At 68.1% G+C, this 26,943-nt stretch carries 24 protein-coding genes and 1 pseudogene; 18 read left to right on the forward strand and 7 right to left on the reverse strand.

Going from position 1 to position 26,943, the window contains the following annotated elements; all coding sequences use genetic code 11:
* The first annotated feature begins 24 nt into the window (after positions 1-24).
* From dnaX to F627_RS0102910, 5 genes are read left to right on the forward strand one after another with little or no spacing between them, the layout of a single operon-like run.
* The gene (gene dnaX / locus F627_RS0102890; RefSeq protein WP_019583225.1) at positions 25-1,854 is read left to right on the forward strand and encodes a DNA polymerase III subunit gamma/tau; all 1,830 of its coding nucleotides are present in this window, start codon (positions 25-27) and stop codon (positions 1,852-1,854) included.
* A gap of 43 nt (positions 1,855-1,897) precedes the next feature.
* Positions 1,898-2,224, forward strand: coding sequence for a YbaB/EbfC family nucleoid-associated protein (locus tag F627_RS0102895; protein WP_018866552.1), 327 nt, complete (start codon positions 1,898-1,900; stop codon positions 2,222-2,224).
* A gap of 22 nt (positions 2,225-2,246) precedes the next feature.
* The gene (gene recR / locus F627_RS0102900; protein ID WP_018876232.1) at positions 2,247-2,837 is read left to right on the forward strand and encodes a recombination mediator RecR; all 591 of its coding nucleotides are present in this window, start codon (positions 2,247-2,249) and stop codon (positions 2,835-2,837) included.
* Positions 2,838-2,874: 37 nt separating this feature from the next.
* Positions 2,875-3,219, forward strand: a complete 345-nt coding sequence (locus F627_RS0102905) for a histidine triad nucleotide-binding protein (RefSeq protein ID WP_018866554.1) — start codon at positions 2,875-2,877, stop codon at positions 3,217-3,219.
* Positions 3,220-3,249: 30 nt separating this feature from the next.
* Positions 3,250-4,056: a hypothetical protein gene (locus F627_RS0102910; RefSeq protein WP_369771469.1), complete on the forward strand. Its 807-nt coding sequence runs from the start codon at positions 3,250-3,252 to the stop codon at positions 4,054-4,056.
* A gap of 367 nt (positions 4,057-4,423) precedes the next feature.
* Here the strand turns inward: F627_RS0102910 and rsgA are convergent, their stop codons facing one another.
* The 3 genes from rsgA to F627_RS0102925 are packed head-to-tail and all read right to left on the reverse strand — an operon-like array spanning position 4,424 to position 5,990.
* Positions 4,424-5,320 (reverse strand): ribosome small subunit-dependent GTPase A, encoded by an 897-nt coding sequence (gene rsgA, locus F627_RS0102915; RefSeq protein ID WP_019583226.1) that lies wholly within the window; start codon positions 5,318-5,320, stop codon positions 4,424-4,426.
* Positions 5,321-5,341: 21 nt separating this feature from the next.
* Entirely contained in the window at positions 5,342-5,677 is a 336-nt protein-coding gene (locus tag F627_RS0102920) for a 4a-hydroxytetrahydrobiopterin dehydratase (protein ID WP_018866557.1), read from the reverse strand.
* Positions 5,670-5,990 (reverse strand): cytochrome c, encoded by a 321-nt coding sequence (locus F627_RS0102925; RefSeq protein WP_018866558.1) that lies wholly within the window; start codon positions 5,988-5,990, stop codon positions 5,670-5,672. The genes F627_RS0102920 and F627_RS0102925 overlap by 8 nt, the downstream gene beginning before the upstream one ends.
* Before the next feature lie 127 nt (positions 5,991-6,117).
* Here F627_RS0102925 and orn point away from each other — a divergent pair, with 127 nt between their 5' ends.
* Positions 6,118-6,681, forward strand: a complete 564-nt coding sequence (gene orn, locus F627_RS0102930) for an oligoribonuclease (RefSeq protein ID WP_019583227.1) — start codon at positions 6,118-6,120, stop codon at positions 6,679-6,681.
* Positions 6,682-7,048: 367 nt separating this feature from the next.
* Positions 7,049-7,273 (forward strand): annotated as a pseudogene (locus F627_RS17195) (hypothetical protein).
* A gap of 281 nt (positions 7,274-7,554) precedes the next feature.
* Here the strand turns inward: F627_RS17195 and F627_RS0102940 are convergent.
* Positions 7,555-7,818 carry a hypothetical protein gene (locus tag F627_RS0102940; protein ID WP_019583228.1) on the reverse strand — a complete coding sequence of 88 codons (264 nt, stop codon included), beginning with the start codon at positions 7,816-7,818 and terminating at the stop codon, positions 7,555-7,557.
* 59 nt (positions 7,819-7,877) lie between these two features.
* Complete coding sequence (locus tag F627_RS0102945; RefSeq protein WP_019583229.1) at positions 7,878-8,966, reverse strand: metal-dependent hydrolase; 1,089 nt, start codon at positions 8,964-8,966, stop codon at positions 7,878-7,880.
* Positions 8,967-9,061: 95 nt separating this feature from the next.
* Between F627_RS0102945 and F627_RS0102950 the strand changes: the two genes are divergently transcribed.
* The gene (locus F627_RS0102950) at positions 9,062-12,730 is read left to right on the forward strand and encodes a hydantoinase B/oxoprolinase family protein (RefSeq protein WP_026332006.1); all 3,669 of its coding nucleotides are present in this window, start codon (positions 9,062-9,064) and stop codon (positions 12,728-12,730) included.
* Between the two features lie 158 nt (positions 12,731-12,888).
* On the opposite strand, the gene F627_RS0102955 is transcribed toward F627_RS0102950, so the two are convergent.
* Together F627_RS0102955 and F627_RS0102960 are read right to left on the reverse strand one after the other, a co-directional pair.
* A complete protein-coding gene (locus tag F627_RS0102955; protein WP_019583231.1) occupies positions 12,889-13,419 on the reverse strand; it encodes a lipocalin family protein in 531 nt (176 codons plus the stop codon).
* An 88-nt stretch (positions 13,420-13,507) separates the two neighbouring features.
* Positions 13,508-15,664, reverse strand: coding sequence for a DUF1631 family protein (locus tag F627_RS0102960; protein WP_019583232.1), 2,157 nt, complete (start codon positions 15,662-15,664; stop codon positions 13,508-13,510).
* A 145-nt stretch (positions 15,665-15,809) separates the two neighbouring features.
* On the opposite strand from F627_RS0102960, the gene F627_RS0102965 reads away from it, so the two are divergent.
* The 10 genes from F627_RS0102965 (at position 15,810) to F627_RS0103010 (ending at position 26,687) form a co-directional block, all read left to right on the forward strand.
* Positions 15,810-16,847 carry a cyclopropane-fatty-acyl-phospholipid synthase family protein gene (locus F627_RS0102965; protein WP_019583233.1) on the forward strand — a complete coding sequence of 346 codons (1,038 nt, stop codon included), beginning with the start codon at positions 15,810-15,812 and terminating at the stop codon, positions 16,845-16,847.
* 15 nt (positions 16,848-16,862) lie between these two features.
* Positions 16,863-17,624, forward strand: a complete 762-nt coding sequence (locus tag F627_RS0102970; protein ID WP_196801152.1) for a DUF1295 domain-containing protein — start codon at positions 16,863-16,865, stop codon at positions 17,622-17,624.
* A gap of 137 nt (positions 17,625-17,761) precedes the next feature.
* Positions 17,762-18,532, forward strand: a complete 771-nt coding sequence (minC, locus tag F627_RS0102975; protein ID WP_018866568.1) for a septum site-determining protein MinC — start codon at positions 17,762-17,764, stop codon at positions 18,530-18,532.
* Between the two features lie 101 nt (positions 18,533-18,633).
* On the forward strand, positions 18,634-19,443 hold the full coding sequence (gene minD / locus F627_RS0102980) for a septum site-determining protein MinD (RefSeq protein ID WP_018876243.1): 810 nt from the start codon (positions 18,634-18,636) through the stop codon (positions 19,441-19,443).
* 2 nt (positions 19,444-19,445) lie between these two features.
* Positions 19,446-19,703 (forward strand): cell division topological specificity factor MinE, encoded by a 258-nt coding sequence (minE, locus tag F627_RS0102985; protein ID WP_026142882.1) that lies wholly within the window; start codon positions 19,446-19,448, stop codon positions 19,701-19,703.
* A gap of 4 nt (positions 19,704-19,707) precedes the next feature.
* Positions 19,708-20,715, forward strand: coding sequence for an NAD-dependent epimerase (locus F627_RS0102990; protein WP_018876244.1), 1,008 nt, complete (start codon positions 19,708-19,710; stop codon positions 20,713-20,715).
* Positions 20,716-20,871: 156 nt separating this feature from the next.
* Positions 20,872-21,546, forward strand: a complete 675-nt coding sequence (locus F627_RS0102995) for a type 1 glutamine amidotransferase domain-containing protein (protein ID WP_026332007.1) — start codon at positions 20,872-20,874, stop codon at positions 21,544-21,546.
* 86 nt (positions 21,547-21,632) lie between these two features.
* Positions 21,633-22,406 carry a TetR/AcrR family transcriptional regulator gene (locus F627_RS0103000; RefSeq protein WP_018881620.1) on the forward strand — a complete coding sequence of 258 codons (774 nt, stop codon included), beginning with the start codon at positions 21,633-21,635 and terminating at the stop codon, positions 22,404-22,406.
* Positions 22,407-22,465: 59 nt separating this feature from the next.
* The gene (locus F627_RS0103005; protein ID WP_018881619.1) at positions 22,466-23,575 is read left to right on the forward strand and encodes an efflux RND transporter periplasmic adaptor subunit; all 1,110 of its coding nucleotides are present in this window, start codon (positions 22,466-22,468) and stop codon (positions 23,573-23,575) included.
* Positions 23,576-23,588: 13 nt separating this feature from the next.
* The gene (locus F627_RS0103010) at positions 23,589-26,687 is read left to right on the forward strand and encodes an efflux RND transporter permease subunit (RefSeq protein WP_019583236.1); all 3,099 of its coding nucleotides are present in this window, start codon (positions 23,589-23,591) and stop codon (positions 26,685-26,687) included.
* Positions 26,688-26,943: the final 256 nt, after the last annotated feature.

Here is a 26,943-nt window from a genome sequence, read left to right on the forward strand (position 1 = left end):
CATGACTCGATCGACGGGGGAGGCATGAGTCACCAGGTTCTGGCCCGCAAGTGGCGTCCCTCGCGCTTCGAGGACCTGGTCGGGCAGCCGCATGTGGTGCGCGCCCTGGCCAATGCCCTCAGCGGCGACCGGCTGCACCATGCCTACCTGTTTGCCGGGACCCGTGGGGTGGGCAAGACCACCATCGCCCGCATCCTCGCGCGCTGCCTGAATTGCGAGACCGGCGTGACCGCCACGCCCTGCGGCGAGTGCCGCTCCTGCGTCGAGATTGCCGAGGGTCGCCATCTGGACCTGATCGAGGTGGATGCCGCCTCGCGCACCCGGGTGGACGACACCCGCGAGCTGCTGGACAACGTCTCCTATGCGCCGACCACCGGGCGTTTCAAGGTGTACCTGATCGACGAGGTACACATGCTCTCCGAAAAGAGCTTCAACGCCCTGTTGAAGACGCTGGAAGAGCCGCCGGACCATGTGAAGTTCCTGCTGGCGACGACCGATCCGCAGAAGCTTCCGGTCACCGTGCTGTCGCGCTGCCTGCAGTTCAATCTGAAGCCGATGCCGCCGGCGATGATCGCCGAGCACCTGACGCGCATCCTCGCCGCCGAGGGCGTGGAGGCGGAGCCGGGCGCGCTGCTGCGCCTGGGCGAGGCGGCCGAGGGCTCGATGCGCGATGCCCTGAGCCTGACCGACCAGGCGATTGCCTATGGCGGTGAACGCCTGAGCGAATCCGATGCCTGCGACATGCTCGGGCTGCTCCCGCGCACGCGCCTGGCCGGCTTGCTGGATGCCGTGTTTGCCGGGGACGGCCCCGGCCTGCTGGCGGGACTGGCGGAGCTGGATGCCCTGGGCCCCGACTGGTCGCGGCTGCTGGATGAACTGGCCGCGCTGGTGCATCAGGTGGCCGTCCAGCAGGTGGCCGGCACGGCTCCCGGGGCGGGCGAGGAGGCGCTCGTCTGGGCCCGGGAGGCCGCCGACCGGGTCGACCCGGAGACGATCCAGCTGGCCTATCAGATCCTGGTGCACGGTGTACGCGATCTGCCCTATGCCCCGGACGCGCGCATGGGCGTGGAGATGACCCTGTTGCGGCTGCTGGCCTTCCGGCCGGAGCCGGTTCCGGGGCCTGGGGGCGCGTCCGGTGATACCCCGCCGCGTCGGCCGGCCAGTACCGACGGGACCGCGTCGGCGCCGTCCACGCGCACCGCATCCCGGGCATCGGCGGCTTCCGCCAGTCCCCCGGCAACTGCCGCCGGCCCGACCGGGGGTGCCGGCGCCGCCAGCGCGCCGCCGTCACGCCCCCGTGAACAGGTGAACGAGCCGGCACCGCCGGTACCGCAGGCCGAAGCACCGGCCGGTCACACCGCGCCGCGTCAGGCGCGCGAGGCGTCGCCTTCCACGGCCGGCCCTTACGCGCCGGAGGCGGCTGCGCCGCCCGTCGCGGCGGATGGCGCTTTCGACTGGTACCGCTTCGCCGAGGGGCTGCCCATGGGCACGGTGCGCGAACTCGCCCGGCACGCCGAGCTGCGCGAGCATGACGCGGAACGCGTGGTGATCGCGGTGGCCCCGGGCACACTGTGTACCGATCGTGCCAAGGGCCGGCTGAAGGATGCGCTGGAGAACGCCCTGGGCCACAGCCTGCGCCTGGAGATCGTCAACCAGTCCGAGCCTTCCGGGGAGACCCCCGCGGCCCGGCTTGCGGCGGCCTCGGCGGAGCGTCAGGCTAGCGCCGAGACGGCCATGCGCGAGGACCCGGTGGTCCAGGCGCTGGGCGAGGAATTTGGCGCCGAACTGGGGGCCGTGCGGATTCGCGAACCCGGCGAGGCCCCCTCGACCGGCGGCGCCACGCCAGACAAGTAACTGAACCAGAAACCGCCGCGTTGCGGGGCAGGAGATCGAACCGATGATGAAAGGTGGTATGGGCGGCCTGATGAAGCAGGCCCAGAAGATGCAGGAAGACATGCAGAAGGTGCAGGCCGAGCTGGCCGAGATGGAGATCGAGGGCCAGGCCGGTGGCGGGCTGGTCAGCGTGGTCCTGACCGGCAAGTACGCGGCGCGCCGGGTCAAGATCGACCCCAGCCTGTTCGAGGATGACCGCGACATGATCGAGGATCTGGTGGCCGCGGCCATCAACGACGCGGTGCAGAAGGTCGAGTCGACCACGCAGGAGCGCATGGGCAGCCTGACCGAGGGCATGGGCCTGCCGGCGGGCATGAAGCTGCCGTTCTGACCGGCCGGGTCGGACGCGTCTGATGGATGCGGAACTGGACGAACTGGTCCAGGCGCTGCGCTGTCTCCCCGGGGTCGGGGCGAAATCGGCACGGCGCATGGCCCTGCACCTGCTGGAGCGCGACCGCGAGGGCGCGCGGCGCCTGTCGCGGGCGGTCGACGAGGCGGTCCAGCGTATCGGGCACTGTTCCGTCTGCCGCACGCTCACCGCGGCCGAAACCTGCAGCCGGTGTGCCGATCCGGAACGCGATTCGCGGGTGATCTGCGTGGTGGAAAGCCCCGGGGACGTGCTGGCGATCGAGTCGGCGACCGATTTCGGCGGGCGCTTTCATGTGCTCCTCGGGCGACTGTCCCCGCTGGACGGCATCGGCCCGGAAGAGCTGGGGCTGAACCGGCTGGAGGCGCGCCTGCAGGCCGAGGGCGTGGAAGAACTGATCCTGGCGACAAACACGTCGGTGGAGGGCGAGGTGACCGCCCATTACCTCGCGGAGATGGCGGCGCGCCACGGGGTGCGCACCACCCGGATTGCCCAGGGTATTCCCAGTGGTGGCGAACTGGAGTACATCGATGCCGGGACCCTGGCGCATGCGCTGTCGGGTCGGCGTGAATATTGATACGTGATAATATTTTGACCGATACGGGAGTGGCGGCATGACCGATTGTGTGTTCTGCAGGATCGTGGCGGGGGAGATCCCGGCGAAGGTGGTCTTCGAGGACGACGCGGTGCTGGCCTTCGAAGACCTGAATCCGCAGGCCCCCGAACATGTGCTGGTGATCCCGAAAAAGCACATCGCCACGCTCAATGATCTGGACGCGGCCGACGCCCCGATCATCGGGCAGATGACCCGGGTGGCCGCGCAGATTGCACGCGATCGCGGATTTGCGGAAAACGGTTATCGAACCGTGATGAATTGCAACGAACACGGGGGCCAGACGGTCTACCATATACACATGCATGTCCTGGCCGGGCGTGCGCTGAGCTGGCCCCCGGGCTAGGCAAGAAGAACAACAATACGGATCACTGTTGTGACGCGACACGGACTGAACGGTGCAGCCCCGACGAACCCGCCTCAGGTGCAAGGCCTGGGGCGGGTTCGTCTGCGTGGGCCCCGTTCTTCGCTGGTCGCTGGAGTGCTGCTGGTCAGCGGGTTCGCGGTCGCAGCGGCGCCGGCCAGCGCGGACGACCGCTATTCGCTGCTCGCGTCGCCTCAGACGCAGGGGTTCGCGGGTCCGGATGCGGCGATCACCACGCTGCGCGGCGAACCGGAGACCGGTCGCGACAGCGATTCGCGCTACCGGCTGTCGGTCCGCAGTACCGGGGATGCCTCGATCCTCGACGATACCGACAATGCCTTCGCCAGCACGCGCCAGTTCGAGGCGGTGGGCGGTTACCACCAGGAGCTGGGTGGTGGTTTTGGCTACGGCCTGAATCTGGGGCTGGGCATGGAGACCCGGCCGGACTGGAACGACCTCGGCCCCGCCAGCGAGTCCACCGCGTATTTCACCGACTTCAGCTTCGGTCCGACCTTTGCCTCCGGTCGCTTCGACAGCCAGTTCCGGGTGGGGGTGCGCCAGCCCCTGTCCAGCGAGGCCCGTGACCTGGGCTTTGGCTATGGCACGCGCTATCGCGAGACGGGCCGTACTGCCGGTTACCTGAGCCTGGACGGCCGCCTGCGCCTGCAGAACCAGTCCGAGCTCTCCCTGAGCCTGTACTACGACGACTATTCGCTGAACTCGGCGGACAACTGGCTGGCCGATCGCCTCGAGTTCGAGGGTGCAAGCCGCGAGCCGACCTCCTCCGTCATCGGCGTCGAGATGGGCCTGACCTTCTGATCCCGGCCCCCGCCGCGACACCTGCCAGCCATTCCCCCGCAACTCTCACTGCACGCAACCCACGGTGCGGCCTCCCTGCGTTCCTCTGATTGTCACCACGAAGCGCACGAAGGCACGAAGAAGGGCAAAACCGTGTAACCACAGAGATCACAAAGGACACGGAGTATGGCAAGACGATTGCCGGAATCCTCGAAGGCCGGGTGAAACGCCCCAGAAACCTGGACATTAGGTTTTCGCTGTTACCGTCCCCAAGGTCCACTCCGCGCCCTCTGTGTTCTCCGTGGTAAAACGCCCTTGCCCTTGCCCTTGCCCTTGCCCTTGATCTTCTTCGTGCCTTCGTGCGCTTCGTGGTGAAAACAAACGGCCTTTAGCCACGGGCGCGGGTCTGGGCGGGGATTTCGGTGGCGAGTTCGTGCCAGGCCTGCAGGCGCTCCGCGGGGAGTTCGCCGGCGTCGATGGCGGCGCGAACCGCACAGCCCGGTTCGGTCTGGTGGCGACAGTCGCGAAAGCGGCAGGCCACCGCCCGTTCCGCGATGTCCGGGAAGCCGCGCTCCAGGGTATCCAGTGACGGGATCTCGGGCGTGAAGTCGCGCACGCCGGGCGAGTCGATCCAGGCACCCCCGTTGGCGAGCGGGTACCACTGCGCGGTGACCGTGGTATGGCGGCCCTCGCCGGAGGCGGCGAGATCGCCGGTGGCCGGCGCTATGGCGTCGGCGATCCCGTATTGATCGAGCAGGGCGGCCACCAGCGAGGACTTTCCGACGCCGGACTGACCAACCAGGATGTTGGTGTGCCCGGCGGCGGCCGCCGCCAGTTCGTCCAGCCCATACCCCGTCCTGGCGGAGACGTACAGCGGATCGAGATCCAGTTCGCGATAGGCGGCCAGCCACTCGGGGGGCTCGGCGGGGCCGGTGTCCTGCTTGTTCACCAGCAGGCGCGGGCGCGCGGGGAGGTTCAGGATCGCGACCAGAAAGCGGTCGATCAAGTTACGCGACGGGGCGGGTTCCGGCGCGATCACGATCCATACGCAGTCGATGTTGGCGGCAATCACCTTGCGTCGCCCGAACCCGTCCCGCCGGACCAGGACGTTGTCGCGATCGAGCTGGCGCGCAACCTGTTCTCCCGCGGCGTCCAGCTCCACGCGGTCGCCACAGGCGAGGTCGCGGAAGCGCCGGTGCAGCCGCAGGCGTCGCGGCGGCTCGTGGTCCACCGCGATGTCGGCCATCTGGTTGTGGCGGGCGAAGACCCGGGCGACCCGGCTCAAGCCGGGACTCCCGGGCGGGGGTTACTCGAACAGGGCATCGATACGCGCGGCACAGATGAAGTCGTTCTCGCTCAGGCCGCCGATGGCATGGGTCGAGAATTCCACCGCGCAGCGGTTGAAGCCGACGGCCATGTCGGGATGGTGATCCTCGACATGGGCAATCCAGGCCACGGCGTTCACGAAGGCCATGGTCTCGTGGAAGTTCTTGAACTTGAAACTGCGCTGGATGCTCTTGCCGGCCTCGTCGATGCCCCAGCCGTCATGCAGTTGCTTAAGGGCGCGCTCCGCGTCCTCCCGCGGCATCGGGTCGGTGAAGCCCTCGCAGGACTGGCAGTGCTTGCTCTTGAGATCACTCATCGAACTGGTAGTACTCCGCGTTGAGATAGGCGACCACGGCGTTGACTTCGTCGTCGAACCAGTTGGTGCCAAGGTTGACGTTGCAGTTGTTGACCTGGGCGACCAGTTCGTCGTGCGAGCCGACCATGCGGTTGTCGCGGGTGTACAGCCCGGAGCCGTCGCCTCCGACCATGTCGGCATGGCAACTGATGCAGTTGTCGCTGTGCAGGTCCTGTCCTACGCGGATGTCGTCGGCCAGGGCCGTGCTCGCGCCGCCCAGGCTCAGCGCGAGCACGGTCGCGGCGGTGGCAATGCTGGTATGGGTATGTCGCATGCTTCCCTCCTTGTGGCGGGGGTTTGGGCCCGTGGTCACGAGCCTTGCAACCATGATGATAGACTCCTGCGACAGATGAAAGGGCAGCCAGCATGCAGGCGTGGGCTGTCCGCCAAGGAGGCACAAGATGGCCGTGAATGCCGAGAACCTGGTCTGGATCGACCTCGAAATGACGGGGCTGGAGCCGCAGACCGACCGCATCCTGGAGGTGGCCACCATTGTCACCGACAAGGAACTGAACATCCTCGCCGAGGGGCCGGTCATCGCGATCTACCAGCCGGCGGCGGTCCTGGAGGCGATGGACGAGTGGAACCAGCGCACCCACGGGACCTCGGGGCTGATCGAGCGTGTGCGCAACAGTTCGTCGGAGACCCGGGATGCGGAACAGGAGACTCTGGAGTTTCTGGCGCAGTACGTGCCGAAGGGGGCCTCGCCGATGTGTGGCAATTCGATTTGCCAGGATCGGCGCTTCATGGCGCGGTTGATGCCGGAGCTGGAGCAGTACTTCCACTACCGCAACCTGGATGTCTCGACGCTGAAGGAGCTCGCGCGGCGCTGGGCGCCGGATGTGATCGCGCAGTTGCGCAAGAATGCTTCGCATCAGGCGCTGCAGGATATCCGCGACTCGATCGACGAACTCCGCCTGTATCGCGAGCGCTTTATCCAGCTGCCGCCGGCCTCGCAGCACTGATCTGCGACGTTTGCGGGGGCTTCGTTCGGCCGCCTGCCTTGTAGTGGCTGGGCCTGGTTCGGCATCGGGTGTTTACGGTGGCTTCGGTCCGCCGCCTGCCCGGCGCTGACTCGCCAGCGCGCCGCGAGGTACTTCTTTGCTCGTGCAAAGAAGTACCCAAGAAACACGCCCGACTGCCGCGACCCCGGCCCGCTGTGCGGGCCGGGGCTGCCCTCGCTCCGAGGGTTTTCGCGGGCGGCGCTGAACTCGCTACGCTGCGCTCCGCTCAGACATCCAGCGCCTTTTCTCCCGCGAAAACCCTCTCCACTCGGCGCGACGACAACGGGGGGTCAAGGTCAAGACAACGGCGGTTCTGACCTTTGTGCCAATGGATGGGGGCTGGGTCTGCCGACACCTGGGCACGCTCGGCCTGCGGCCGTTGCGTGCCGCGCCCGCGTAGCGGGCGCCAGGGGCTTTCGAGCGGCATTGCCTATGGTTAGGCGCAAACATGGTGATGCGTTCGGTTTTGACCTTCGCCTCCCGTATGGAGCCCCTCGCGGAGGGCGTGATGGGCCGGCCCGTTTTCCATAAATTCGGGGCGCTGGATGTCTGAGCGGAGCCGAAGGCGCAGCGAGTTCAGCGCCGCCGGCCCAGCACGCCCGGAGCGAGGTTCCCGGGCGGAATCCGGGTGCCCTTCTTTGGGTACTTTCTTGGGCAAGCAAGAAAGGACCTCGGGGCGCGCTGGCGAGTCAGCGCCTGGCAGTATGCGGACCGAAGCCACCGTACACACCCGATGCTGAACCAGGACCAGTCACTACAAGGCAGGCGGCCAGACGAAGCCTGACGTCGACGTTGGCCAGGCCGGGATCGCCGTGAGGTCTCGCGCTTGGCGGATTAGCCGCGCGGCTTGAAGCCGGGCGGATGGCGCGCGATCCAGGCGACAAAGTCGCGGATCACCGGCTCGCTCAGCAGCGCGTCGCGCGTGTTCAGGCGCTCGGCCAGGATTTGCTCGTCGAAGTGCTTGTGAATGTGATCGTGGCAGGGACGACAGACCCAGAGAATGCGACCCTCGCGCTCCGCGCGGCTGAAGCGCCGCCGGATGCGCTTACGCCGGTGCTGCTTGCGCGGAATCAGATGGTGGCGTGTCAGCGTATCCATCCGGCGCCCGCACAGCTCGCATCCGTGCGGTGGGCTGCCGTCGGGAGGGCCGGATCCGTTCACGGCGTCTGCTGGCGGAGGCGGCAGCGCGGCGGCGGCTGGGCGATGGCATAGTCGGGCTCGGCCAGGTCCATCAGACAGGGTGCACCCTCCGGGTCGACAATGCGCGTGGCGATGGCGCGGATCGCATCGCCACGCAAGCCGGCCTCGCGGACCTGGCGGCTGGCGACGGGCTGCCATTCTCCATCGCGTTCCTCGGCGATCTCGAAGCCGAAGGGGAAGTAGCCGGGGGCGCCCAGGCGCAGGTCGGTGACGACCAGCCGGTCGGGTTCGTCGTCACGCTCCGCACGATGGAAACGCAGGAAGTCGCCGGCGAACCACTGCAGGCGTTGCCCGTCCTCCAGGGCCAGCGCGGCATCCTCCAGATGGGCGCCACGCTCGAAGACCTCGAAGTCCGGCCGGATGGGCTGATCGAGGATGCCGACCCAGGCCTCCAGGAAGTGGCCGTCGTCGATGACGGTGACGCGCCACAGGAGCAGGTTGAACGGGGTGGGCTGGATCATGCGCGGCTGGTCCTGCAGGTCCATTGCGATCAGCGTGGGCTGGATGCGATGGTCGAGCCAGGCCTTCAGCGCGAGACCGGAACCGGCGTAGGCGGTGGACAGCACGAGTCCGGCGACCAGCAGGCGTGGCGCGAAACGGTAGAACAGGGCACCGATGGCCGCGACCAGCAGCGGCAGGGTGTATAGCGGGTCGATCACGAAGATCGAGCCCGTGGACAGGGGGCCGACCGGCAGCGGCCAGAACACCTGGGTGCCGTAGGTGGTCAGCAGGTCGTTCAGCGAGTGTGTGGCCCAGATCAGGAAGAAGAACAGCCACCAGCGGCCAAAGCCGATCTCCCGCGTCGCCGGGACCTTCGCCAGCAGCCCCGCGACACCGGTGGCCACCAGCAGCTGTACCAGCCAGGAGTGGGTAAAGCCCCGGTGGTGGATGAACTCGGATACCGCGTCCCCGTAAGCTATGAACGCATCCAGGTCGGGCAGCAGCGCAACGCCGGCCCCCAGCACTACGGCCTTGCGCCCCAGGCGGGAGCCGAGGACGAGGCCGCCGATCACGGCACCGAGACTGGCGTGGGTAACGGGATCCATGCGTGATCATTCCTTCATTCAGAGGCTCGACGATTACCGAGCCTGCGACCGGGCCGCGGGGCGCGAGTTCGGGCGATCAAACCAGAGCGGTGGACATGACTCAAGCCACAGGGGCGAAAGACTGGCATTTCTGGGTGGACCGGGGCGGGACGTTCACCGACCTGGTCGCGCGTGATCCGACGGGGCGTCTGCATACCCGCAAGTTGCTGTCCGATAACCCGCAGGCGTATGCCGATGCGGCGGTACAGGGGATGCGCGACCTGCTCGGCGTCGATCCTGGCGCGCCGATCCCCGAGGGGGTGATCCACGAGGTGCGCATGGGGACCACGGTGGCCACCAACGCTTTGCTCGAGCGCAAGGGGGAGCGCACTCTGCTGGTGATCACCGAGGGTCTGGAGGACGCGCTGGCGATCGGGCACCAGGCGCGGCCGGAGCTGTTCGCGCGCGCCATTCGGCTGCCGTCGCCGGTGTACGCCCGCGTGGAACCGGTGCGCGAGCGGGTGAACGCGGCCGGGGAGATCCTCCAGCCGGTGGACCTGGAGGCCCTGCGCCCGCGCCTGCAGGCGGCCCTGGACGACGGGATTCGCGCGCTGGCGATTGTGTGCATGCACGGCTATCGCTATCCGGCGCATGAACAGGCTATCGCGGCACTCGCCCGCGAGATGGGGTTCGCCGAGGTGGCTGCCAGCCACGCGACCAGCCCGCTGATCAAGCTGGTACCCCGTGGCGAGACCACGGTGGTGGATGCCTATCTGTCGCCGGTGCTGGGCCGCTATGTGGAACAGGTCAGCACGGAACTGGGCGATGTGCCCCTGCGCTTCATGCAGTCGCATGGCGGGCTGGTGGATGCGGCGCGGTTTCGCGGGCGAGACGCGATCCTTTCGGGGCCGGCCGGCGGGATCGTCGGGGCGCTGAAGACCGCCGCGCCGCTCGGCTTCGAGCGCCTGATTACTTTCGATATGGGCGGGACTTCCACGGACGTCGCGCATCTGGCCGGCGAGCTCGAACGCCGCCAGGAGAGCGAGGTGGCCGGTGCCCGCCTGCGCGTGCCGATGCTGGACATCCACACCGTCGCGGCGGGCGGCGGCTCGGTTTGTCGCTTCGACGGCATCCGCCTGCGGGTCGGGCCGGAGTCGGCCGGGGCGCAGCCGGGGCCGGCCTGCTATGGCCAGGACGGGCCGCTGACGGTGACCGACTGCAACGTTCTGCTGGGGCGCCTGCGTCCCGAGTATTTTCCGGCGGTGTTCGGCCCCGGGCGCGACCGGCCGCTGGATCCGGAACCGGTCCGCCGACAGTTCGATGCGCTGGTGGAGGCCGTCCGTTCCGCGACCGGGGAGGCGGCGACGCCGGAAGGGCTGGCCGAGGGGCTGTTGCAGATTGCGGTGGAGCACATGGCCCAGGCCATCAAGACCATCTCGGTGCAGCGCGGCCACGATGTGTCGCGCTACGCCCTGGTCTGTTTCGGCGGCGCGGGCGGGCAGCATGCCTGCCGGGTGGCGGAGCAGCTGGGCATGGAACACATCCTGTTCCATCCACTGGGCGGGGTGCTGTCGGCCTACGGCATGGGGCTGGGCGAGCTGCGCGCCCTGCGCGAGCGCAGCCTGGAATGGCCGCTGGACGAGGCGCATGCCGAGGCGATCGATGCGGCGCTGGAGGATCAGGCCGGCGCGGCGATCGCGGCTCTGACGGAGCAGGACGTGGCCGCGGACGCCATGCGCATCGAGCGGCGTCTGCATCTGCGGCTGGCGGGGTCGGATACCGCGCTGGAGGTGCCGGCCGGTTCGCCCGCAGCACTGATGGAGGCCTTCGCCACGGCCTGGCGCGGGCGGTACGGGTTCGCGCCGCCGGATCGTCCACTGGTGGTGGCGGTTGCGGCGGCCGAGGCGATCGCGACCGGGGGTGAGCCGGCGGATACGTCGATCCCGCTACAGGGGGCGCGCGAGGCGCCCGCCCCGGAGACGGATACGATCACGATGGTGGTGGCGGGCGAGCGGCGCGACGTACCGCTGTACCGGCGCGAGGACTTGAGCCCGGGGATGACCCTGGCGGGTCCCGCGCTGGTGATCGAGACCACCGCGACACTGGTGCTGGAGCCGGGCTGGCACGGCCGGGTCGAGCACGAAGGGACGCTGCGGCTCGTGCGCGAGGGCGGTGCCGAGCGGCGCGGGCAACCGGCCGTCGAGGACCCGGATACGATCCCGCGCGATCCCGTCCTGCTGGAGGTCTTCAACCACCGCTTCATGGCGATCGCCGATCAGATGGGCTTTACGCTGCGCAACACCGCGCACTCGGTGAACATCAAGGAGCGCCTGGATTTCTCCTGCGCGCTGTTCGACGCCCACGGCCAGCTGGTGGCCAATGCCCCGCACATGCCGGTGCATCTGGGGTCGATGGGGGCCAGCGTGCGCGCGGTGGTCGCGGCCGCGGGCGACGACCTGCAGCCGGGGGATGCGTGGGTGCTGAACGACCCCTACAACGGCGGGACCCATCTGCCGGACATCACGGTGGTCACGCCGGTGTTTGTCGGGCCGGGCGGCGCGGTGACCGAGGATTCGAAGGCCGAGGTGGCGGCCCCGGCATTTTTCGTGGCCTCGCGCGGGCACCATGCGGATGTCGGCGGCATCACCCCGGGGTCGATGCCGGCGTTCTCGCACCGGCTGGAGGAGGAGGGCGTGCTGATTGCCCCGACCCGCCTGGTCCGTGACGGGCGTTTTGCCACATCGCGTATCCGGACACTGCTGGGGTCGGGTGACTGGCCGGCCCGCAACCCGGATCAGAACCTGGCGGATCTGGAGGCCCAGGTGGCGGCCAATCGCAAGGGGTTGGAGGAGCTGGGCCGGCTGCTGGACGAGTATGGCGTGCCGACCGTCACGGCCTACATGCAGCACGTACAGGACAATGCCACCGAGGCGGTCGAGCGGCTGATCCCGAGTCTGGAGGGCGGTACGTTCCAATATGCGCTGGACAACGGCGCCGAGATTCGGGTGGCCGTCACGTGTGATCCGGGGGCGCGCCGCCTGCGGATCGACTTCGCGGGGACCTCGCCGGCCCGCGAGGACAATTTCAATGCCCCGGGCTCCATCGTGCGGGCGGCGGTGCTGTACGTGCTGCGCACGTTGCTGGAAGACGAGATCCCGCTGAATGATGGCTGCCTGGCGCCGGTAGACCTGGCGATCCCGGAGGGCTGCCTGCTGAATCCGGTGCCGCCCGCCGCCGTGGTCGCCGGGAACGTCGAGACCTCGCAGGTGGTGACCGATGCGCTTTTCGGGGCCCTGGGCGTGCAGGCCGCGGCCCAGGGCACGATGAACAACCTGACCTTTGGCGATGCCGGGCGGCAGTACTACGAGACGATCGCCGGCGGTGCCGGGGCCGGTCCCGGGTACGAAGGGGCCAGCGCCGTACAGACGCACATGACCAACTCCCGCCTGACCGACCCCGAGGTGCTGGAGAGTCGTTTCCCGGTGCGGGTGGAGCGATTCGGCTATCGCCGGGGCTCCGGTGGCGCCGGGCAGTACCGCGGTGGCGATGGCGTGATCCGCCGACTGGGCTTCGATGCGCCGATGGAGGTGGTGCTGCTGGCCAACCGGCGCCGCGTGCCACCGTTCGGACTGGCCGGGGGCGAGCCGGGGGCGCCGGGCGAGGATGTGATCCTGCGTGCGGATGGCGGCCGCGAGCCGCTGGCGGGCTGCGACCGTCGCGAGGTGGGCCCGGGGGATGCAGTGGAGATCCATACGCCTGGCGGGGGCGGCTACGGTCGCGGGTAGGGTCCGGCCACCGCCCTTGGCGTCCGGTGCTCGGCCTTCGGGCCCTTGGAGATCGACGCGGCGGGCCGTGCGATGACAGGGAACCGTCCGGTCGGTCATTGCGAGGCGCCGCAGGCGCCGTGGCAATCTCCCGTTTCTCGCCCGGCGTCAGCGCACGTTCAATCCCAGCGCTGGGGTACGCGCTGGATCTCGTCGGTGTCGTAGCCCAGTTCGTCGAGGCGGGCGAGGATGGCCTGGTAGTCCTCCTCGGCCATCTCCGGTTCGCGTGCCATGATCCAGACGTAGTCGCGCTTGCTGCGGCCGATCACGGTCTGGCTGTAATCCTCGTCGAGGTAGACGATCAGGAACTCGGCCTTGAATGGCCACAGAAAGCGCATGCCCCATTCGGCGTTGTCCTCGCTCTTCACGAAGCCGGTGGGGTTGTATTCGCGGCGCGGGCCGTCGAAGCCGCCCTTGTTGAACGAGAAGGTGGTGGCAATGGTGCCGTCCTCGTTGAGGGCGTACTGCTCCAGGGCGTTATAGGCGTCGCGCTCGAGGAAGGTCGGGATGTTGGCGATCACGTACCAGTCGCCCATGTAGCGATCGAGGTCCACGTAATCCACGGTGGGCATCTTCTGCGGGGTGCTGCATCCGGTCATCAGGATCCCCAGTACCAGGCCCGCGCAAAGGGCCGCCAGTGAGCGTGTCATCAAAATTTTCCCGGGTGGCGTCGGGAAATGGACCGCGGGGGCGTGAAAAAGGTCCGGCTGGGGTTCGGATTCCCCGGAGGGCCGGCCCTTAGGCGGTCTGGCCGAGGCGCTGGTCCATCAGGTGGTCGAACAGGGATTCTTCGGGGATGATCTGCGCGCGCCCGCTGCGGAACTCGTGGGCCAGGCCCTGGATGCTGTGCTGGCGCTTGGCGCGGCCGGCGGCGTCGGTGAACAGCAACCGACCGGCGTGACTGCCGCGCCAGACCAGCTTCATCCGGGTGACCTTGGTGCCCGCAGGCGAGGTGAACTGGATCCAGGTGCCGGAAACCAGGTTGTCGGCGTATTCGACGTGCTCGTCGTCGTGATCGCGCATCAGGGACGGGTCGTCGTCGGCATGACGCGGCGAGGTGCCGAACACCGAGCTCGACCGGCTGCCGGCCCGTTTGCGGGCCTGTTCCATGCGCTCGTCTGCGGCCGCCGTTTCATCGGGCGACCCGGTCGCGGGACTGGTGTCGGGCTTGGTCGACTCGGCGGGCGTGGAGCGGCGTTTTCCGGCGGCCACCAGGTGGGCACTGACCAGGTCCTGCTTGATGCGGGCCCGTTCCTCCTTGGACAGAGGAGCCTTGTCGAGGAAGGCCCGGATGCGGGCCAGGAGGGGGGCCGAGGCCTGAAAATCCGGCTCGGCCTGCATCAGGGCCAGGAGTTCGTGCAGCAGGGCCATGCCGTCGTTGTCGGCCTCCGTGTCGCCCGCGGCTTCGGCTCCGGTGTTTTCGCTCCCAACCCCGGCATCTGCCTCCGCCGTCTTTTGCGCGGTCATCAGCGGGACCCAGGCATCCATCAGCTGCTCGCGGGCCTCGTCCGGGATGTCCTGCCCCATGGAGATCACGGTGCGCTCGACCGTGGATTCCACGCTGTAGGTGATCTCCAGCGTGCGTTCTTCCTGTTGCGCCTCGGCCTGTTCGCTGGCCGCCTGATGGGCGATCTGTTCCTCGACTTCGGCCAGATCGTCCTGCAGTCGGGCCAGCGCCTGGTCGTAGGCATCGCTGTCGCCAAGGCCCTCGTTGCGGACGCGTTCCACGTTCTCGAAGACCAGACGGCTGAGCGGCAACTGGCGGGCCTCGTCCAGTGGCAGATCGGGGTCGATGCGCAGGGCGATGTTCAGCAGCAGCCCGGTCATTTGCCGCGCGGGGTGGCCGCGGTCACGGAAGAAGTGCGTCTCGCGCATGGCGATCCGTACCAGCGGGAGCTGGAGATCCGACAGCGGTTCGCGCAACGCGGGATTGAGGTCGTCGCGCTTCAGGATCATGTCGAACAGGCCCTGAAGCAGGTCCATCACGAAGGGTTCCAGGGTGCTGGGCGAGGCACTGTTCAGCACGGTGGTGACCGCATCCGCCGGCGAGCCGTAACCAGCCCCGGCCGCTGGCGCCCCTCCGGCGGCCGCGACGACCTGGCCGGCGACCGGGACCTGGTAGCCGAACTGCGCCCAGTTGCCCGCGGCGCCGGCGGCGGGCGCAGTCGCACCCGCACCCGCACCCGCACCCGCAGGTGGCGGTCCGCCACCGCCGGGAGCACCCTGCGGCACGGGACCCGTCGCCGTGGCCGCGCCCGGATGGGGGCGGGTGCCGGCCCGTGCCTCGGGCACCGTGAAACCCGCATCGCGGAAGGCCTGCAGCAGCGCCTGCATTTCCGGCTGCAGTTCCCGGACCACGTCGCGGTCGAACCAGTGCAGCAGGAGCAGGCAGTCTTCCGGCGGCAGGGGCACGGCCTCGAGCGCTTCCAGGAAGGCCTCGCCCAGGGCATGCGGGTGCCACGGGGCGTCCTCGGGCGCGGGCGCCAGGTGGTAATCCCGAGTGACGGTCTCCAGGGCATCGATCTCCGCCGCCATCACCGAGCGCGCGCCGGTGACCAGCTTGCGCAGGGCCACCTCGCGCTCGGTATCGGCGGCGTCCATCAGGCTCAGTTCGTGCTCGCCCGCCGCCTCGGTGTTGTCGGCATCCTCGGGTGTAACTGCATTGTGAAGTCGGTCACGAAAATGCTGGAGGATGGCGGCGCTGGCCATGCGGATCTGGCGCGACAGGGCGAGGTTCTGGGCCGCGCGCTGGGAGTCGATCGCGCGCTCGGAGGCCTCCATCAGGCGGTCGTCGAGTTCGCCCAGAAAGGTCTCGAGGCGCGTCTGGACGCCCTTGGAGAAGGGGCCCCAGACGCGATGCAGGGTTCGGGCCGGAATCCGGTGACGTTGCGCCATGATCGCTGTGTATCTGGTCCAGGCCCCAATCTAGCACCCCTGCGGCTTCGGGTGTGACCGTCCTTGGTGTCTCGATGTGTGTCGGTCGTGGAACCGCCCGCGGATACCCGGGTCAACCTTGCATCGACGCGGGGGACCTTCATTCATGCAGCAGATGATCGAGTGGGCGGAGCAGGGACGACTGCCGGATACGTTTGTGCGCGCGGGCATTCGTCGCCTGCTGGCCGAACGCTTGCGCGAAAGCGGTGCGCCGGCCGAGGAGGCGATGGAACGGCGCTATGCGCTGATCGAGGCGATGCGCAAGGCGCCCGTGGCGTTGTCGACCGAGGTGGCGAACGAGCAGCACTACGAGGTGCCCACCGAGTATTTCGAGCGCTGTCTGGGGCCGTGGCTGAAATACTCCTGTGCCTGGTGGCCCGACGGTGTGAATGACCTGCGTGCGGCCGAGGCGGGCATGCTGCAACTGACCTGCGAGCGGGCCGGTCTGGAGAACGGTCAGCAGGTGCTGGAGCTTGGTTGTGGCTGGGGGTCGCTGTCCCTGTGGATGGCGGAGCAGTATCCGCAGTCCCGCATTGTGTCGGTGTCCAATTCCGCGACCCAGCGGGCCTCCATCGAGGCGCGCCGGGATGCACGCGGACTGGACAACCTGACGATCGTGACCGCCGACATGAATGACTTTGCCCCGGAGCAGACGGGGTTCGACCGGGTGGTCTCGGTGGAGATGTTCGAGCACATGCGCAACTGGCCGGAGCTGCTGCGGCGCATTTCGACCTGGCTGCGACCGGGCGGACAGTTCTTCATGCATGTATTCGCCCATCGCGAGTTTGCCTACCTCTTCGAGAGCGAGGGCGCCCATGACTGGATGGGGCAGTACTTCTTCCGCGACGGGCTGATGCCGGCGGATGACCTGGCGCGGCACTTCCAGGACGACCTGCGGGTGGTCCGCCAGTGGCGGGTGAACGGCCAGCACTACGCGCGCACCCTGAATGCCTGGCTGAGCCGCCAGGATGCCGCGCGTGACGCGCTGATGCCGCTGTTCGAACAGACCTACGGGAAGCAGGACGCGGCGCTGTGGTTCCAGCGCTGGCGCATGTTCTACATGGCCTGCGCCGAATTGTTCGATTATCGCGGCGGCAACGAGTGGTTCGTGTCGCACGTCCTCTTCCGGCGGCCCGAGGCCTGACCCGTGGCGGGCTGGATGCTGTTCGTCGCCGGGCTGGTCGCGGCGCTGCTCCTGATGACGGGGGTCTGGGCGGCAAGTGTCGCCCGCCGCGATGCCAGCCTGGTGGATCGCTACTGGGGGCTGGGCTTCGTGCTGGTCACGCTGGTGTGGTGGGGGCTGTCCGGCTGGCCGCCGCAGGGGCTGTGGATCGTGATCCCGGTGCTGCTGTGGGGTGTGCGTCTGTCCGCCTTCATCACCTGGCGCAACTGGGGTCATGGCGAGGACGGGCGCTACACCGACATGCGCGCCGGTCGCAGCGACACGGCCTTCGCCGCCCGCAGCCTGGTGACGATCTTCTGGCTGCAGGGGGGCCTGGTGGCCGTGATCGGCCTGCCGATGCTGGCGGTGATACAGGCGGATGGCCTGTGGTGGCCGCTGGCTGTCGCCGGGCTTCTGGCCTGGGCCGTCGGGTTGTGGTTCGAGGCGGTGGCCGATGCCCAGATGGCGCGCTTTCGCCGCGATCCGGGTAACCGTGGGCAGGTGATGGATCGCGGGCTTTGGCGCTACAGCCGCCATCCCAACTACTTCGGCGAGATCGTGGTCTGGGTCGGGTTCGGCCTGCTGGCCCTGGCCGCCGGGGGCTGGTGGGCCGTCCCGTCGGCGGTGGTGATGATCCTGCTGATCCTGCGTGTGTCCGGCGTCACGTTGCTGGAACGACGCCTGCACAAATCGCGTCCCGGGTACGCGGACTACGTGCGGCGCACCAACACGCTGATCCCGGGTCCGCCACGCCCCTGAACTGCGGGTGGCAACGGGCCCGGATCCCTTGCCGTGCTTTCCCCTCCGCGCTATAAAGCGCACGTCCCGCCGGGCGGTTTCGCCGCCGGGCGCAGCCTTCATTGATGCAGCCAACCGCGAGCGAGTCGATCGATCCAATGAGTGCGACCCCGAGTTCCGTCCAGGCCATTGAGCTGAAAGGGCGCATGATGCTGGTCTCCGTGCTGCGCGTGTACCAGACCGATCCGCAGGTCCTGGGCGAGGTGCTGGCGGCGCGGCGCGAGCAGGCCCCGGAGTTGATGCGCGACATGCCGATCGTGCTCGATCTGGAGGCGGTGGCCGAGAGCCCGGAGTCGGATCTGCAGGCGACCATCGAGCGCGTGCGCGCCGAGGGCTTCAAGCTGATCGGGCTGCAGGCCGGCGAGGTCGCCGAGCGGCTGCAGAGCTATGCGGAACTGTTCGATGTCCTGCCGGTGCTGCAACTGGGCGGGCGCGGCGGTGCGCCCACCGGCGAGGTGTCGCTGGAGGACGAGACCCCGGCGCCCGAGCGGGCCGACGAGGCGCAGGAGAAGAGCGCGCCGGCCGAGGTCGCGGCCGTCCACAGCGCGACCCGTATCGTCGATCAGCCGGTGCGCTCCGGGCAGCAGATCTATGCCCGTGGCGGCGACCTGATCGTGACCGGCGCGGTGTCGCCGGGGGCCGAGTTGCTGGCCGACGGGCACATCCATGTGCTGGGGCCGTTAAGAGGGCGTGCGCTGGCCGGGGTGCGTGGCCTGGTGACGGCGCGTATCTTCTGCCGGCGTCTGGATGCCGAGCTGCTGTCCATCGCCGGGCACTACCGGATCGCCGAGGACATCACGGAAGCCGAGCGTGGCGAGAATCGGCTGGTGACACTGGACGGCGAAAGCCTCAAGATCGCGGAGATCTGAACGGCGGCCCGAAGGGCGGCCGGCCACGACATGACAGGAACCCGTCCGCCTGTCCCCGGCACCGCCGGGTACCGGCAAGACGACAAGGAGCTGCAGCCAACATGGCACGTATCGTAGTGATTACCTCGGGCAAGGGCGGGGTGGGCAAGACCACCACCTCGGCCGCGATTGCCACCGGCCTGGCCCTGCGCGGCCACAAGACCGCCGTGATCGACTTTGACGTGGGTCTGCGCAACCTCGACCTGATCATGGGGTGCGAGCGGCGCGTGGTGTACGACTTCGTCAACGTGATCAACGGCGACGCCAACCTGAAGCAGGCCCTCATTCGCGACAAGCGGGTGGACAACCTGTACATCCTCCCGGCCTCCCAGACCCGCGACAAGGACGCCCTGACCCAGGACGGCGTGGAGCGGGTGCTGAACGAATTGTCCGAGGATTTCGAGTACATCGTCTGTGACAGCCCGGCCGGCATCGAGCGTGGCGCCCTGATGGCTGCGTACTTCGCCGACGAGGCGATCGTGGTGACCAACCCCGAGGTCTCCTCGGTGCGCGACTCCGACCGTATCCTGGGGATCCTGGCGAGCAAGACGCGCCGGGTGGAGCAGGGCGGCGAACCGATCGAGGGCAAGCTGCTGCTGACGCGCTATTCGGCCGAGCGTGCCGAGCGCGGCGAGATGCTGAGCATCGAGGACGTCGGCGAGATCCTCGCGATCGAACTGCTCGGCGTGATCCCGGAATCCCAGGCGGTGCTGAATGCCTCCAACGCCGGGCAGCCGGTGGTGCTGGACGAGGAATCCGATGCCGGGCAGGCCTACCAGGACGCCGTGGATCGGTTCCTGGGCGAGGAACGTCCGCTGCGCTTTGTCGACGTACCGAAGAAGGGCTTCTTCGGGCGCCTGTTCAAGGGGTGATCATGGGGATCTTCGATTACTTCCGCCAGCCGCGGCAGAAGAGTGCCAGCGTCGCCAAGGAACGCCTGCAGATCATCGTGGCGCGCGAGCGCGCGGCGCGTTCCGGGCCCGATTACCTCCCGGCGATGCAGCAGGAACTGCTCCAGGTGATCCGCAAGTATGTGCAGGTCGACGACGACGCGGTGCAGATGAACGTGGATCGCGAGGGGGACTGCGAGGTCCTCGAGCTGAACATCACCCTGCCGGACGACAAGGAATAGCACGATGAAAGTGCTCATCACCGGCTCGGCCGGATTCATCGGCAGCGCGCTGAGCCTGCGCCTGCTGGAGCGCGGCGACGAGGTGATCGGCGTCGACAACCTGAACGACTACTACGACGTCTCGCTCAAGGAGGCGCGCCTGGCGCGCACCCAGGACCACCCGAACTATACCGAGGTGCGCGAGGACATCGCCGACCGTGCCGCGATGGAGCGGGTATTCCGCGAGCACCGTCCGCAGCGGGTGGTGAACCTGGCGGCCCAGGCCGGGGTGCGCTACTCGCTGGAGAACCCGGCGGCCTATGTCGACACCAACCTGGTCGGCTTCGGCAACATCCTGGAGGGCTGCCGCCACAACGGCGTGGAGCACCTGGTCTACGCCAGCTCCAGCTCGGTCTACGGCGCCAACACCACCATGCCGTTCTCGGTGCACGACAACGTCGACCACCCGCTGTCGCTCTACGCCGCGAGCAAGAAGGCCAACGAGCTGATGGCGCACACCTACAGCCACCTCTACGACCTGCCGGTCACGGGCCTGCGCTTCTTCACCGTCTACGGTCCCTGGGGCCGCCCGGACATGGCGCTGTTCCTGTTCACGAAGAAGATCCTGGCGGGCGAGCCGATCGACGTCTTCAACTACGGGCACCACCGGCGCGACTTCACCTATATCGACGACATCGTCGAGGGCGTGATCCGCACCCTGGATCACGTGGCGCCGCGCAACCCCGAGTGGAGCGGGGCCGAGCCGGATTCCGCCACCAGTGCCGCGCCCTATCGGCTCTACAACATCGGCAACCACGAGCCGGTGGAGCTGATGCGCTACATCGAGGTGCTGGAGGACTGTCTGGGCCGGAAGGCCGAAAAGAACCTCCTGCCGCTGCAGCCGGGGGATGTGCCGGACACCTATGCCGATGTCGAGGCCCTGCGCGAGGATGTGGGCTATGCCCCGGCCACCCGCGTGGAAGACGGCATCGCCCGGTTCGTGGACTGGTATCGCGAGTACTACCGGGTCTGATTCCCGGGCGGGGCCTGCCGGATGGCGAGCCCCGCCAGGGCCTTCCTGCGCCGGACCTTTCCTAAGCCTTCGCGCACCCATGCAGCGGGTGGGTGCCAGGAACCTGTGACCTTCCGGTGAGTCCACCACAGACATGGACGCAAAGGAGGTATCGGGATGAGCCAGACAATACTGATGGTCGTCACCAGCCACGGCGAGATCGGCCCGGGCCAGGCGACCGGCGTGTGGTTCGACGAGTTCGCCGAGCCCTATGATCGCTTTCGCAAGGCCGGTTTCGAGGTCAAGGTGGCGAGCCCGAAGGGCGGGCCGGTGCCGCTGGATCCGAAGAGCCTGGAGGCCAGCCATCCGGGGGCGGCCGCCGTGGCCGCCCAAGAGGCCCTGGACGATACGATCGCGCTTGATGAGGATATGCATCACGGGGCCTATGCCGCGATCTTCTTCCCCGGCGGGCACGGGACCATGTTCGATCTGCCGGACAACCCGCATGTGCAGCGCCTGGTCGCGGAGTTCCTGGAGAACGACAAGGTCGTGGGTGCGGTCTGCCACGGCCCGGCCTGCCTGGTCGGCGCGATGCTGGCCGACGGGAGTTCGGCGGTGAAGGGGCGCAAGGTGGCTGCCTTTACCAACAGCGAGGAGAAGGCGGTGCAGCTGGACAGCGCGATGCCGTTCCTGCTGCAGGACAAGCTCCAGGAGCTGGGTGGCGAGGCCGAGACCGCCGATGACTGGGCGGATCACGTGGTGGTTGACGGGAAGCTGGTGACGGGCCAGAACCCGCAGTCCAGCAAGAGTGTGGCCGACGCGATCGTACGCCTGCTGCGCGAGGCGGGCTGACCCTCCGCCAATGGGGCCGGGGCCAGGTCCCCGGCCTTTACTGTGCCGATTTGTGAATCCGGTTCAAAAATCGGCTTGGGTTCGATATGCTGCCTGCCATGAGCACCGAGGATCGCAGAAGGCGCGAGCGCGAGGCGCGCGAGGCGCTGTTTATCGAACGGGCCCATGAACGGATCCGCGAGGACGGGCTGCTGGGCCTGCAGATGTCGAAGCTGGCGGCGGATTGCGAGTACGCCACCGGGACCCTGTACCAGCACTTCGAGTCCCGCGAGGACCTGCTGGCGGCCGTGGCGGCGCGCACGACCCGGGAGCGGGCCGGGCGATTCCGGGTCATCCCGGGGCTGACGCTGGGCACGCGGTCGCGGATGCTGGCGATCGTTCTGACCGATATCGATTTCGCCGCGCAGAATCCGGACTACTACCGGCTTACCCAGTACCTGGTGACCGAGGTGGTGTGGGCGAATGTCTCGGTGGCCCGGCGCGAGGCGTTGCTGGAGGCGGGGCGTCCGATCAGCGAGGCGGTCCACGCGGTAGTGGCCGAGGCCCGCGAGCGTGGCGACCTGCCGCCGGCGCGGGAGATCTCCGAGGAGGAGATGGGGCTGGGGCCCTGGGCGCTGAACGTGGGGATGCAAAGCCTGGCCAATGCCCGGGGCCTGCTGGATGCCTATGACATCCATCGGCCTTATGACCACCTGATCCGCCATTTCCACGCCCTGATGACCGGCTGGCGCTGGGAGCCGCGACTGGATCCGGACGAGCCCGCGGTGGTGCGCGCCGAGACCGACCGTGTGCGGGCGTCGCTGCGCGCGGCCGGGATCGGCGAGCAGATCGCCGAGGACGGCTTGAGCGCGGCGGACTGACCCGACCGCGTATATTCATGATGCCGACGGGGGTCGCCCCGCCGGCCCGGGAGACTTCGATGAAGCGTTTCATCCTGATGCTGGTGGCGGTCGCCATCGTGCTGGGCGGTATCTTCGGCTTCAAGACCTTCGTGGATCAGCAGATCGCGGAGTACTTCGAGGACATGCCGGAGCCGGTGGTCACCATTAATGCCGCCGAGGTCGCGACCGATACCTGGACCCCGCGGGTGCGCGCGATCGGCAGCCTGGAGGCGGTCCAGGGCGCGACCCTGAGCTTCGAGGCGCAGGGCATCGTGCAGGCCATTCATTTCGAGAACGGTGCCCGCGTCGAGGCTGGCGATCCCCTGGTGGATCTCGACACCACCCTGGACGAGGCCGAGCTGGAGAATCTGCGCGCGGCCGAGCGCCTGGCGCAGCGCGAGCTGCAGCGAGCGCGCGGATTGATCGAGCGCAACGACATCTCGGACTCCGAGTTCCAGCGGCGCGTGGCGGAGGCCGAGCAGGCCGCCGCCTCGGTGAAGGCTCAGGAGGCCCGCATTCGCCAGAAGAGCCTGCGCGCGCCCTTTGCCGGGGAGCTGGGCATACGCGAGGTGAACGTCGGCCAGTTCGTGGGTCCCGGCGAACCGATCGTGGTCCTGGAGGCCCTGCAGCCGCTGTACGTGAATTTCACCCTGCCCGAGCGGCGTCTGGGCGAGGTCGCCCTGGGGCAGCAGGTCGAGGTGGAGGTGGATGCCTTCGGTGATGCCTTCACCGGCGAGGTGACGGCCATCGAGCCGCGGGTTCGCGCGGCCTCGCGCATGTTCCGCGTGCAGGCCGTACTCGCGAACGAGGAGGGGCGTCTGCGTTCCGGCCAGTTCGCCCGCGTCACGCTGGATCGCGGCGAGGCGGAGGAGGCCGTGGTGGCGCCGCAGACCGCGATCCGCTTCGCCCCCTGGGGACAGTCGGTGTTCGTGATCGAGGAGGATGACGAGGGCCAGCTGCGGGTGGAGCAGCGTCTGATCGAGACCGGCGAGCGCCGGGGTGACCTCGTGCGCGTGCTGGACGGACTGGAGCCGGGCGAACGCATTGCCGCCAGCGGGCTGCTGAAACTGCAGAACGACACGCCGGTGGAGATCACCGAGGACGCCCAGCCCGACGCCGAGCGCGATCCGCGTCCGGCGAATCGCTGAGCGGGGCCCGGCCATGCGCTTTACCGACATCTTTATCCAGAAGCCGGTGCTGGCCACGGTGGTCAGCCTGTTCATCCTGCTGTTCGGGGTGCGCGCGGTGTTCGATCTGAACGTGCGCCAGTTTCCCGAGGTGCAGAACGCGGTGGTGACCATCAGCACCGCGTACATCGGCGCCGATGCCGATCTGGTGCAGGGGTTCATCACCACGCCGATGGAGCGCGAGGTGGCCGAGGCCGAGGGGATCGACTATCTGGTCTCCACCAGCCGTGCCGGCATCAGTATCGTCGAGGCCCACCTGGAGCTGGACTACGACCCCAACGAGGCGCTCACCCAGATCTCGGCGCAGGTCGACAAGATCCGCAGCGATTTGCCGGCCGAGGCCGAGGACCCTGTCGTGGATCTCTCGGTCGGGCAGGACGTGGCGGCGATGTACATGTCGTTCTACTCCGAACGGCTATCGAACAACCAGACCACGGACTACCTGATCCGCGAGGTGCAGCCGGAGCTGGCCACGGTCAACGGGGTGCAGCGCGCCGAGATCCTGGGCGCCCAGAGCTTCGCCATGCGTGCCTGGCTGGATGCCGACCGTATGGCCTCGTTCGGCGTAACCGGGCGCGACGTGCGCGAGGCCCTGGAGCGCAACAACGTACTCTCCGCCGTGGGGCAGACCCGCGGCTCGATGGTCGGGCTGGACCTGACCGCGGACACCGACCTGCAGCGCCCGGAGGAGTTCGAGCAGCTGATCCTGTTCGAGACCGACGGCGACCTGGTCCGTCTGGGCGATGTCGCCGAGGTCGAGCTGGGCTCGGAGAGCTACGACACCTCGGTGCGTTTCAATGGCCAGGCGGCGACCTTCGTGGGCATCGAGCTGGCGCCGGACGCGAACGCGCTGGACGTGATCGCCGAGGTGCGTGACGTCTTCGACGAGCGCATCCTGCCGCGGCTGCCGTCGGGGCTGGAAGGCGAGATCGTCTATGACTCCACCGACTATATCCAGAGCGCGATCGACGAGGTGCTGCTCACCATCGGGCTCGCCCTGGCCATCGTCCTGGTGGTGATTTACCTGTTCCTCGGCTCGCTGCGCAGTGTGCTGATTCCCGCGGTGGCGGTGCCGCTGTCCCTGGTGGGCACCTTCATGCTGATGCTGCTGATGGGGTTCTCGCTGAACCTGCTGACGCTGCTGGCGATGGTGCTGGCGATCGGCATCGTGGTGGATGACGCGATCATCATGCTGGAGAACATCTCGCGGCATATCGAGGAGGGGATGTCGCGCATGGATGCGGCGATCCAGGGCGCCCGCGAGCTGGCCTGGCCGATTGTCGCGATGTCGACCACGCTGGTGGCCGTGTTCCTGCCCCTGGGCTTCATCGGCGGGCTGACCGGGACCCTGTTCATCGAGTTCGCCTTCACCCTGGCGGCGACCGTAGTCATCTCCGGGATCGTCGCGATCACGCTGTCGCCGATGATGTGCTCCAAGATCCTGCGCGATGGGGCCGTGGAGAAGCGCGGGCGCATCGAAAGCTGGCTGGATGCGCGCTTCGAGTCCCTGCAGGGCCGCTATCGCCGGCGCCTGCACGGGGCGCTGAACGACCGCTTCACCATTGCGGTGTTCGGGGCCATCGTGCTGGTGTCCTGCTACTTCCTGTTCGTGACCTCGCAGAGCGAGCTGGAGCCGCCGGAGGACCAGGGCTTCGCGTTCTCCATCATGGAGGGCGACGCCTACATGGGCCTGGACTGGCTGGAGCGCAACACCGCGCTGACCGATCGCTTCTTCGACGAGATCCCCGAACTCGAGAACATCTTCATCGTGAACGGCTTCGGTGGGGGCCCGGGCATCGCCGGTGCCAGCAACCAGGCCCTGGGCGGCTTCGTGCTCGCGCCCTGGGCTCAGCGCGAGCGGGATACCGAGACCATCCTCGAGGAAGAGCTGCAGCCGCGTCTGGACCGGATCCCGGCGCTGGAGGTGTTCGCCATCCAGCCGCCGCAGCTGCCCACCCCGGGCGATGGCGCGCCGGTGAGCGTGGTGCTCGGGTCGACTGGTTCGTTCGAGGAGCTGGAGCAGTTTGCCGACGAGATCGTGGGTCGGGCGATGGAGACCGGGCGCTTCATCTTCATGGATACCGATCTCGACTTCGACCAGCCCCAGGTGGACCTGAAGATCGACCGCGAGCGCGCCGCCCAGCTGGGCATCGACATGGCCACGCTGAATGCCGATCTCGCAACCATGCTGTCCGGTGGCTTTGCCGGGCGTTTCGCGATGGAGAACCGCAGTTACCGCGTGATCCCGCAGGTGCAGCGCAGCGAGCGCCTGAATCCGGAGCAGCTGGAGGAATTGTTCACCCGGACCCGCGATGGCGAGCCGATCCCGCTGTCCAGCATCGTGACGCTGGAGGAGACGGTGACCCCGCGCTCGCTGAAGCGCTTCCAGCAGCTCAACGCCGTGACGCTTTCCGGCGTCCCGCGCCCGGGCGTAACCCTGGGCGAGGCGCTGGACATCATCGACGAGATCGCCGCGGAGGTCCTGCCGCCGGACGTCAGTGTCGACTACGCCGGCCAGTCGCGCCAGCTGAAGGCCGAGGGCGGGGACCTCGTGGTCACCTTCTTCTTTGCCCTGCTGGTCATCTTCCTGGTCCTGGCGGCGCAGTTCGAGTCGTTCCGCGACCCGCTGATCATCCTGACCACGGTGCCGATGTCGATCGCGGGGGCGTTGATCTTCATCAGCCTCGGGGTGACCTCGCTGAACATCTATACCCAGGTTGGCCTGCTGACGCTGATCGGACTGATCGCCAAGCACGGCATCCTGATCGTGGAGTTCGCCAACCAGCTGCAGCGTCAGGGGCGCAGCCTGCGCGAGGCCATCGAGGAGGCCGCGTCCCTGCGTCTGCGCCCGATCCTGATGACCACCACGGCGACGGTGGTAGCTATGGTGCCGCTGCTGATGGCCGCCGGGGCTGGCGCCGGCTCGCGTTTCGCCATGGGGCTGGTGATCGCCAGCGGCATGGCGATTGGCACGCTGTTCACCCTGTTTGTGGTGCCGGCCATCTACCTCTACCTGGCCCGTGATCACCAGACGGCCAGCGGCGCCGAGCCCGCTGCGGACGCCGCCTCCTGAAGCCGTCCGCCCCGACCCGGGCGTCGGGGTCCGGGCGGTCGGTGAAGCCGTCTGTGCAATCCGTCGCGACAAAGGCATGCACGGACTACGGTCTTGGACTACAATCGCAATCCGCATTGCGGCGCGAGCGACGGATTCCGGTCTGGCCGCGCCGCTGCGAACCGAACCCCTGCCGGTCAGCGGCCCTCCCGCTGCCCGGCTTTTATATAAACGATAGTCTATTGGTCGTATCTAGATTATTTATTTGTTATTAGTG

Origin of the sequence: Thioalkalivibrio sp. ALE16 (genome assembly GCF_000381305.1) — a bacterium.
GTDB lineage: Bacteria > Pseudomonadota > Gammaproteobacteria > Ectothiorhodospirales > Ectothiorhodospiraceae > Thioalkalivibrio.

Coding starts and splice junctions, on each gene's coding strand:
- F627_RS0102970 (WP_196801152.1), top strand. CDS start 16,863: ATGCTGTTCGTCGCCGGGCTGGTCGCGGCGCTGCTCCTGATGACGGGG.
- F627_RS0103005 (WP_018881619.1), top strand. CDS start 22,466: ATGAAGCGTTTCATCCTGATGCTGGTGGCGGTCGCCATCGTGCTGGGC.
- orn (WP_019583227.1), top strand. CDS start 6,118: ATGGCCGTGAATGCCGAGAACCTGGTCTGGATCGACCTCGAAATGACG.
- F627_RS0102925 (WP_018866558.1), bottom strand. CDS start 5,990: ATGCGACATACCCATACCAGCATTGCCACCGCCGCGACCGTGCTCGCG.
- F627_RS0103000 (WP_018881620.1), top strand. CDS start 21,633: ATGCTGCCTGCCATGAGCACCGAGGATCGCAGAAGGCGCGAGCGCGAG.
- F627_RS0102895 (WP_018866552.1), top strand. CDS start 1,898: ATGATGAAAGGTGGTATGGGCGGCCTGATGAAGCAGGCCCAGAAGATG.
- dnaX (WP_019583225.1), top strand. CDS start 25: ATGAGTCACCAGGTTCTGGCCCGCAAGTGGCGTCCCTCGCGCTTCGAG.
- minD (WP_018876243.1), top strand. CDS start 18,634: ATGGCACGTATCGTAGTGATTACCTCGGGCAAGGGCGGGGTGGGCAAG.
- F627_RS0103010 (WP_019583236.1), top strand. CDS start 23,589: ATGCGCTTTACCGACATCTTTATCCAGAAGCCGGTGCTGGCCACGGTG.
- F627_RS0102940 (WP_019583228.1), bottom strand. CDS start 7,818: ATGGATACGCTGACACGCCACCATCTGATTCCGCGCAAGCAGCACCGG.
- F627_RS0102905 (WP_018866554.1), top strand. CDS start 2,875: ATGACCGATTGTGTGTTCTGCAGGATCGTGGCGGGGGAGATCCCGGCG.
- F627_RS0102920 (WP_018866557.1), bottom strand. CDS start 5,677: ATGAGTGATCTCAAGAGCAAGCACTGCCAGTCCTGCGAGGGCTTCACC.
- F627_RS0102960 (WP_019583232.1), bottom strand. CDS start 15,664: ATGGCGCAACGTCACCGGATTCCGGCCCGAACCCTGCATCGCGTCTGG.
- F627_RS0102990 (WP_018876244.1), top strand. CDS start 19,708: ATGAAAGTGCTCATCACCGGCTCGGCCGGATTCATCGGCAGCGCGCTG.
- F627_RS0102950 (WP_026332006.1), top strand. CDS start 9,062: ATGACTCAAGCCACAGGGGCGAAAGACTGGCATTTCTGGGTGGACCGG.
- F627_RS0102945 (WP_019583229.1), bottom strand. CDS start 8,966: ATGGATCCCGTTACCCACGCCAGTCTCGGTGCCGTGATCGGCGGCCTC.
- F627_RS0102995 (WP_026332007.1), top strand. CDS start 20,872: ATGAGCCAGACAATACTGATGGTCGTCACCAGCCACGGCGAGATCGGC.
- recR (WP_018876232.1), top strand. CDS start 2,247: ATGGATGCGGAACTGGACGAACTGGTCCAGGCGCTGCGCTGTCTCCCC.
- minC (WP_018866568.1), top strand. CDS start 17,762: ATGAGTGCGACCCCGAGTTCCGTCCAGGCCATTGAGCTGAAAGGGCGC.
- F627_RS0102965 (WP_019583233.1), top strand. CDS start 15,810: ATGCAGCAGATGATCGAGTGGGCGGAGCAGGGACGACTGCCGGATACG.
- minE (WP_026142882.1), top strand. CDS start 19,446: ATGGGGATCTTCGATTACTTCCGCCAGCCGCGGCAGAAGAGTGCCAGC.
- F627_RS0102955 (WP_019583231.1), bottom strand. CDS start 13,419: ATGACACGCTCACTGGCGGCCCTTTGCGCGGGCCTGGTACTGGGGATC.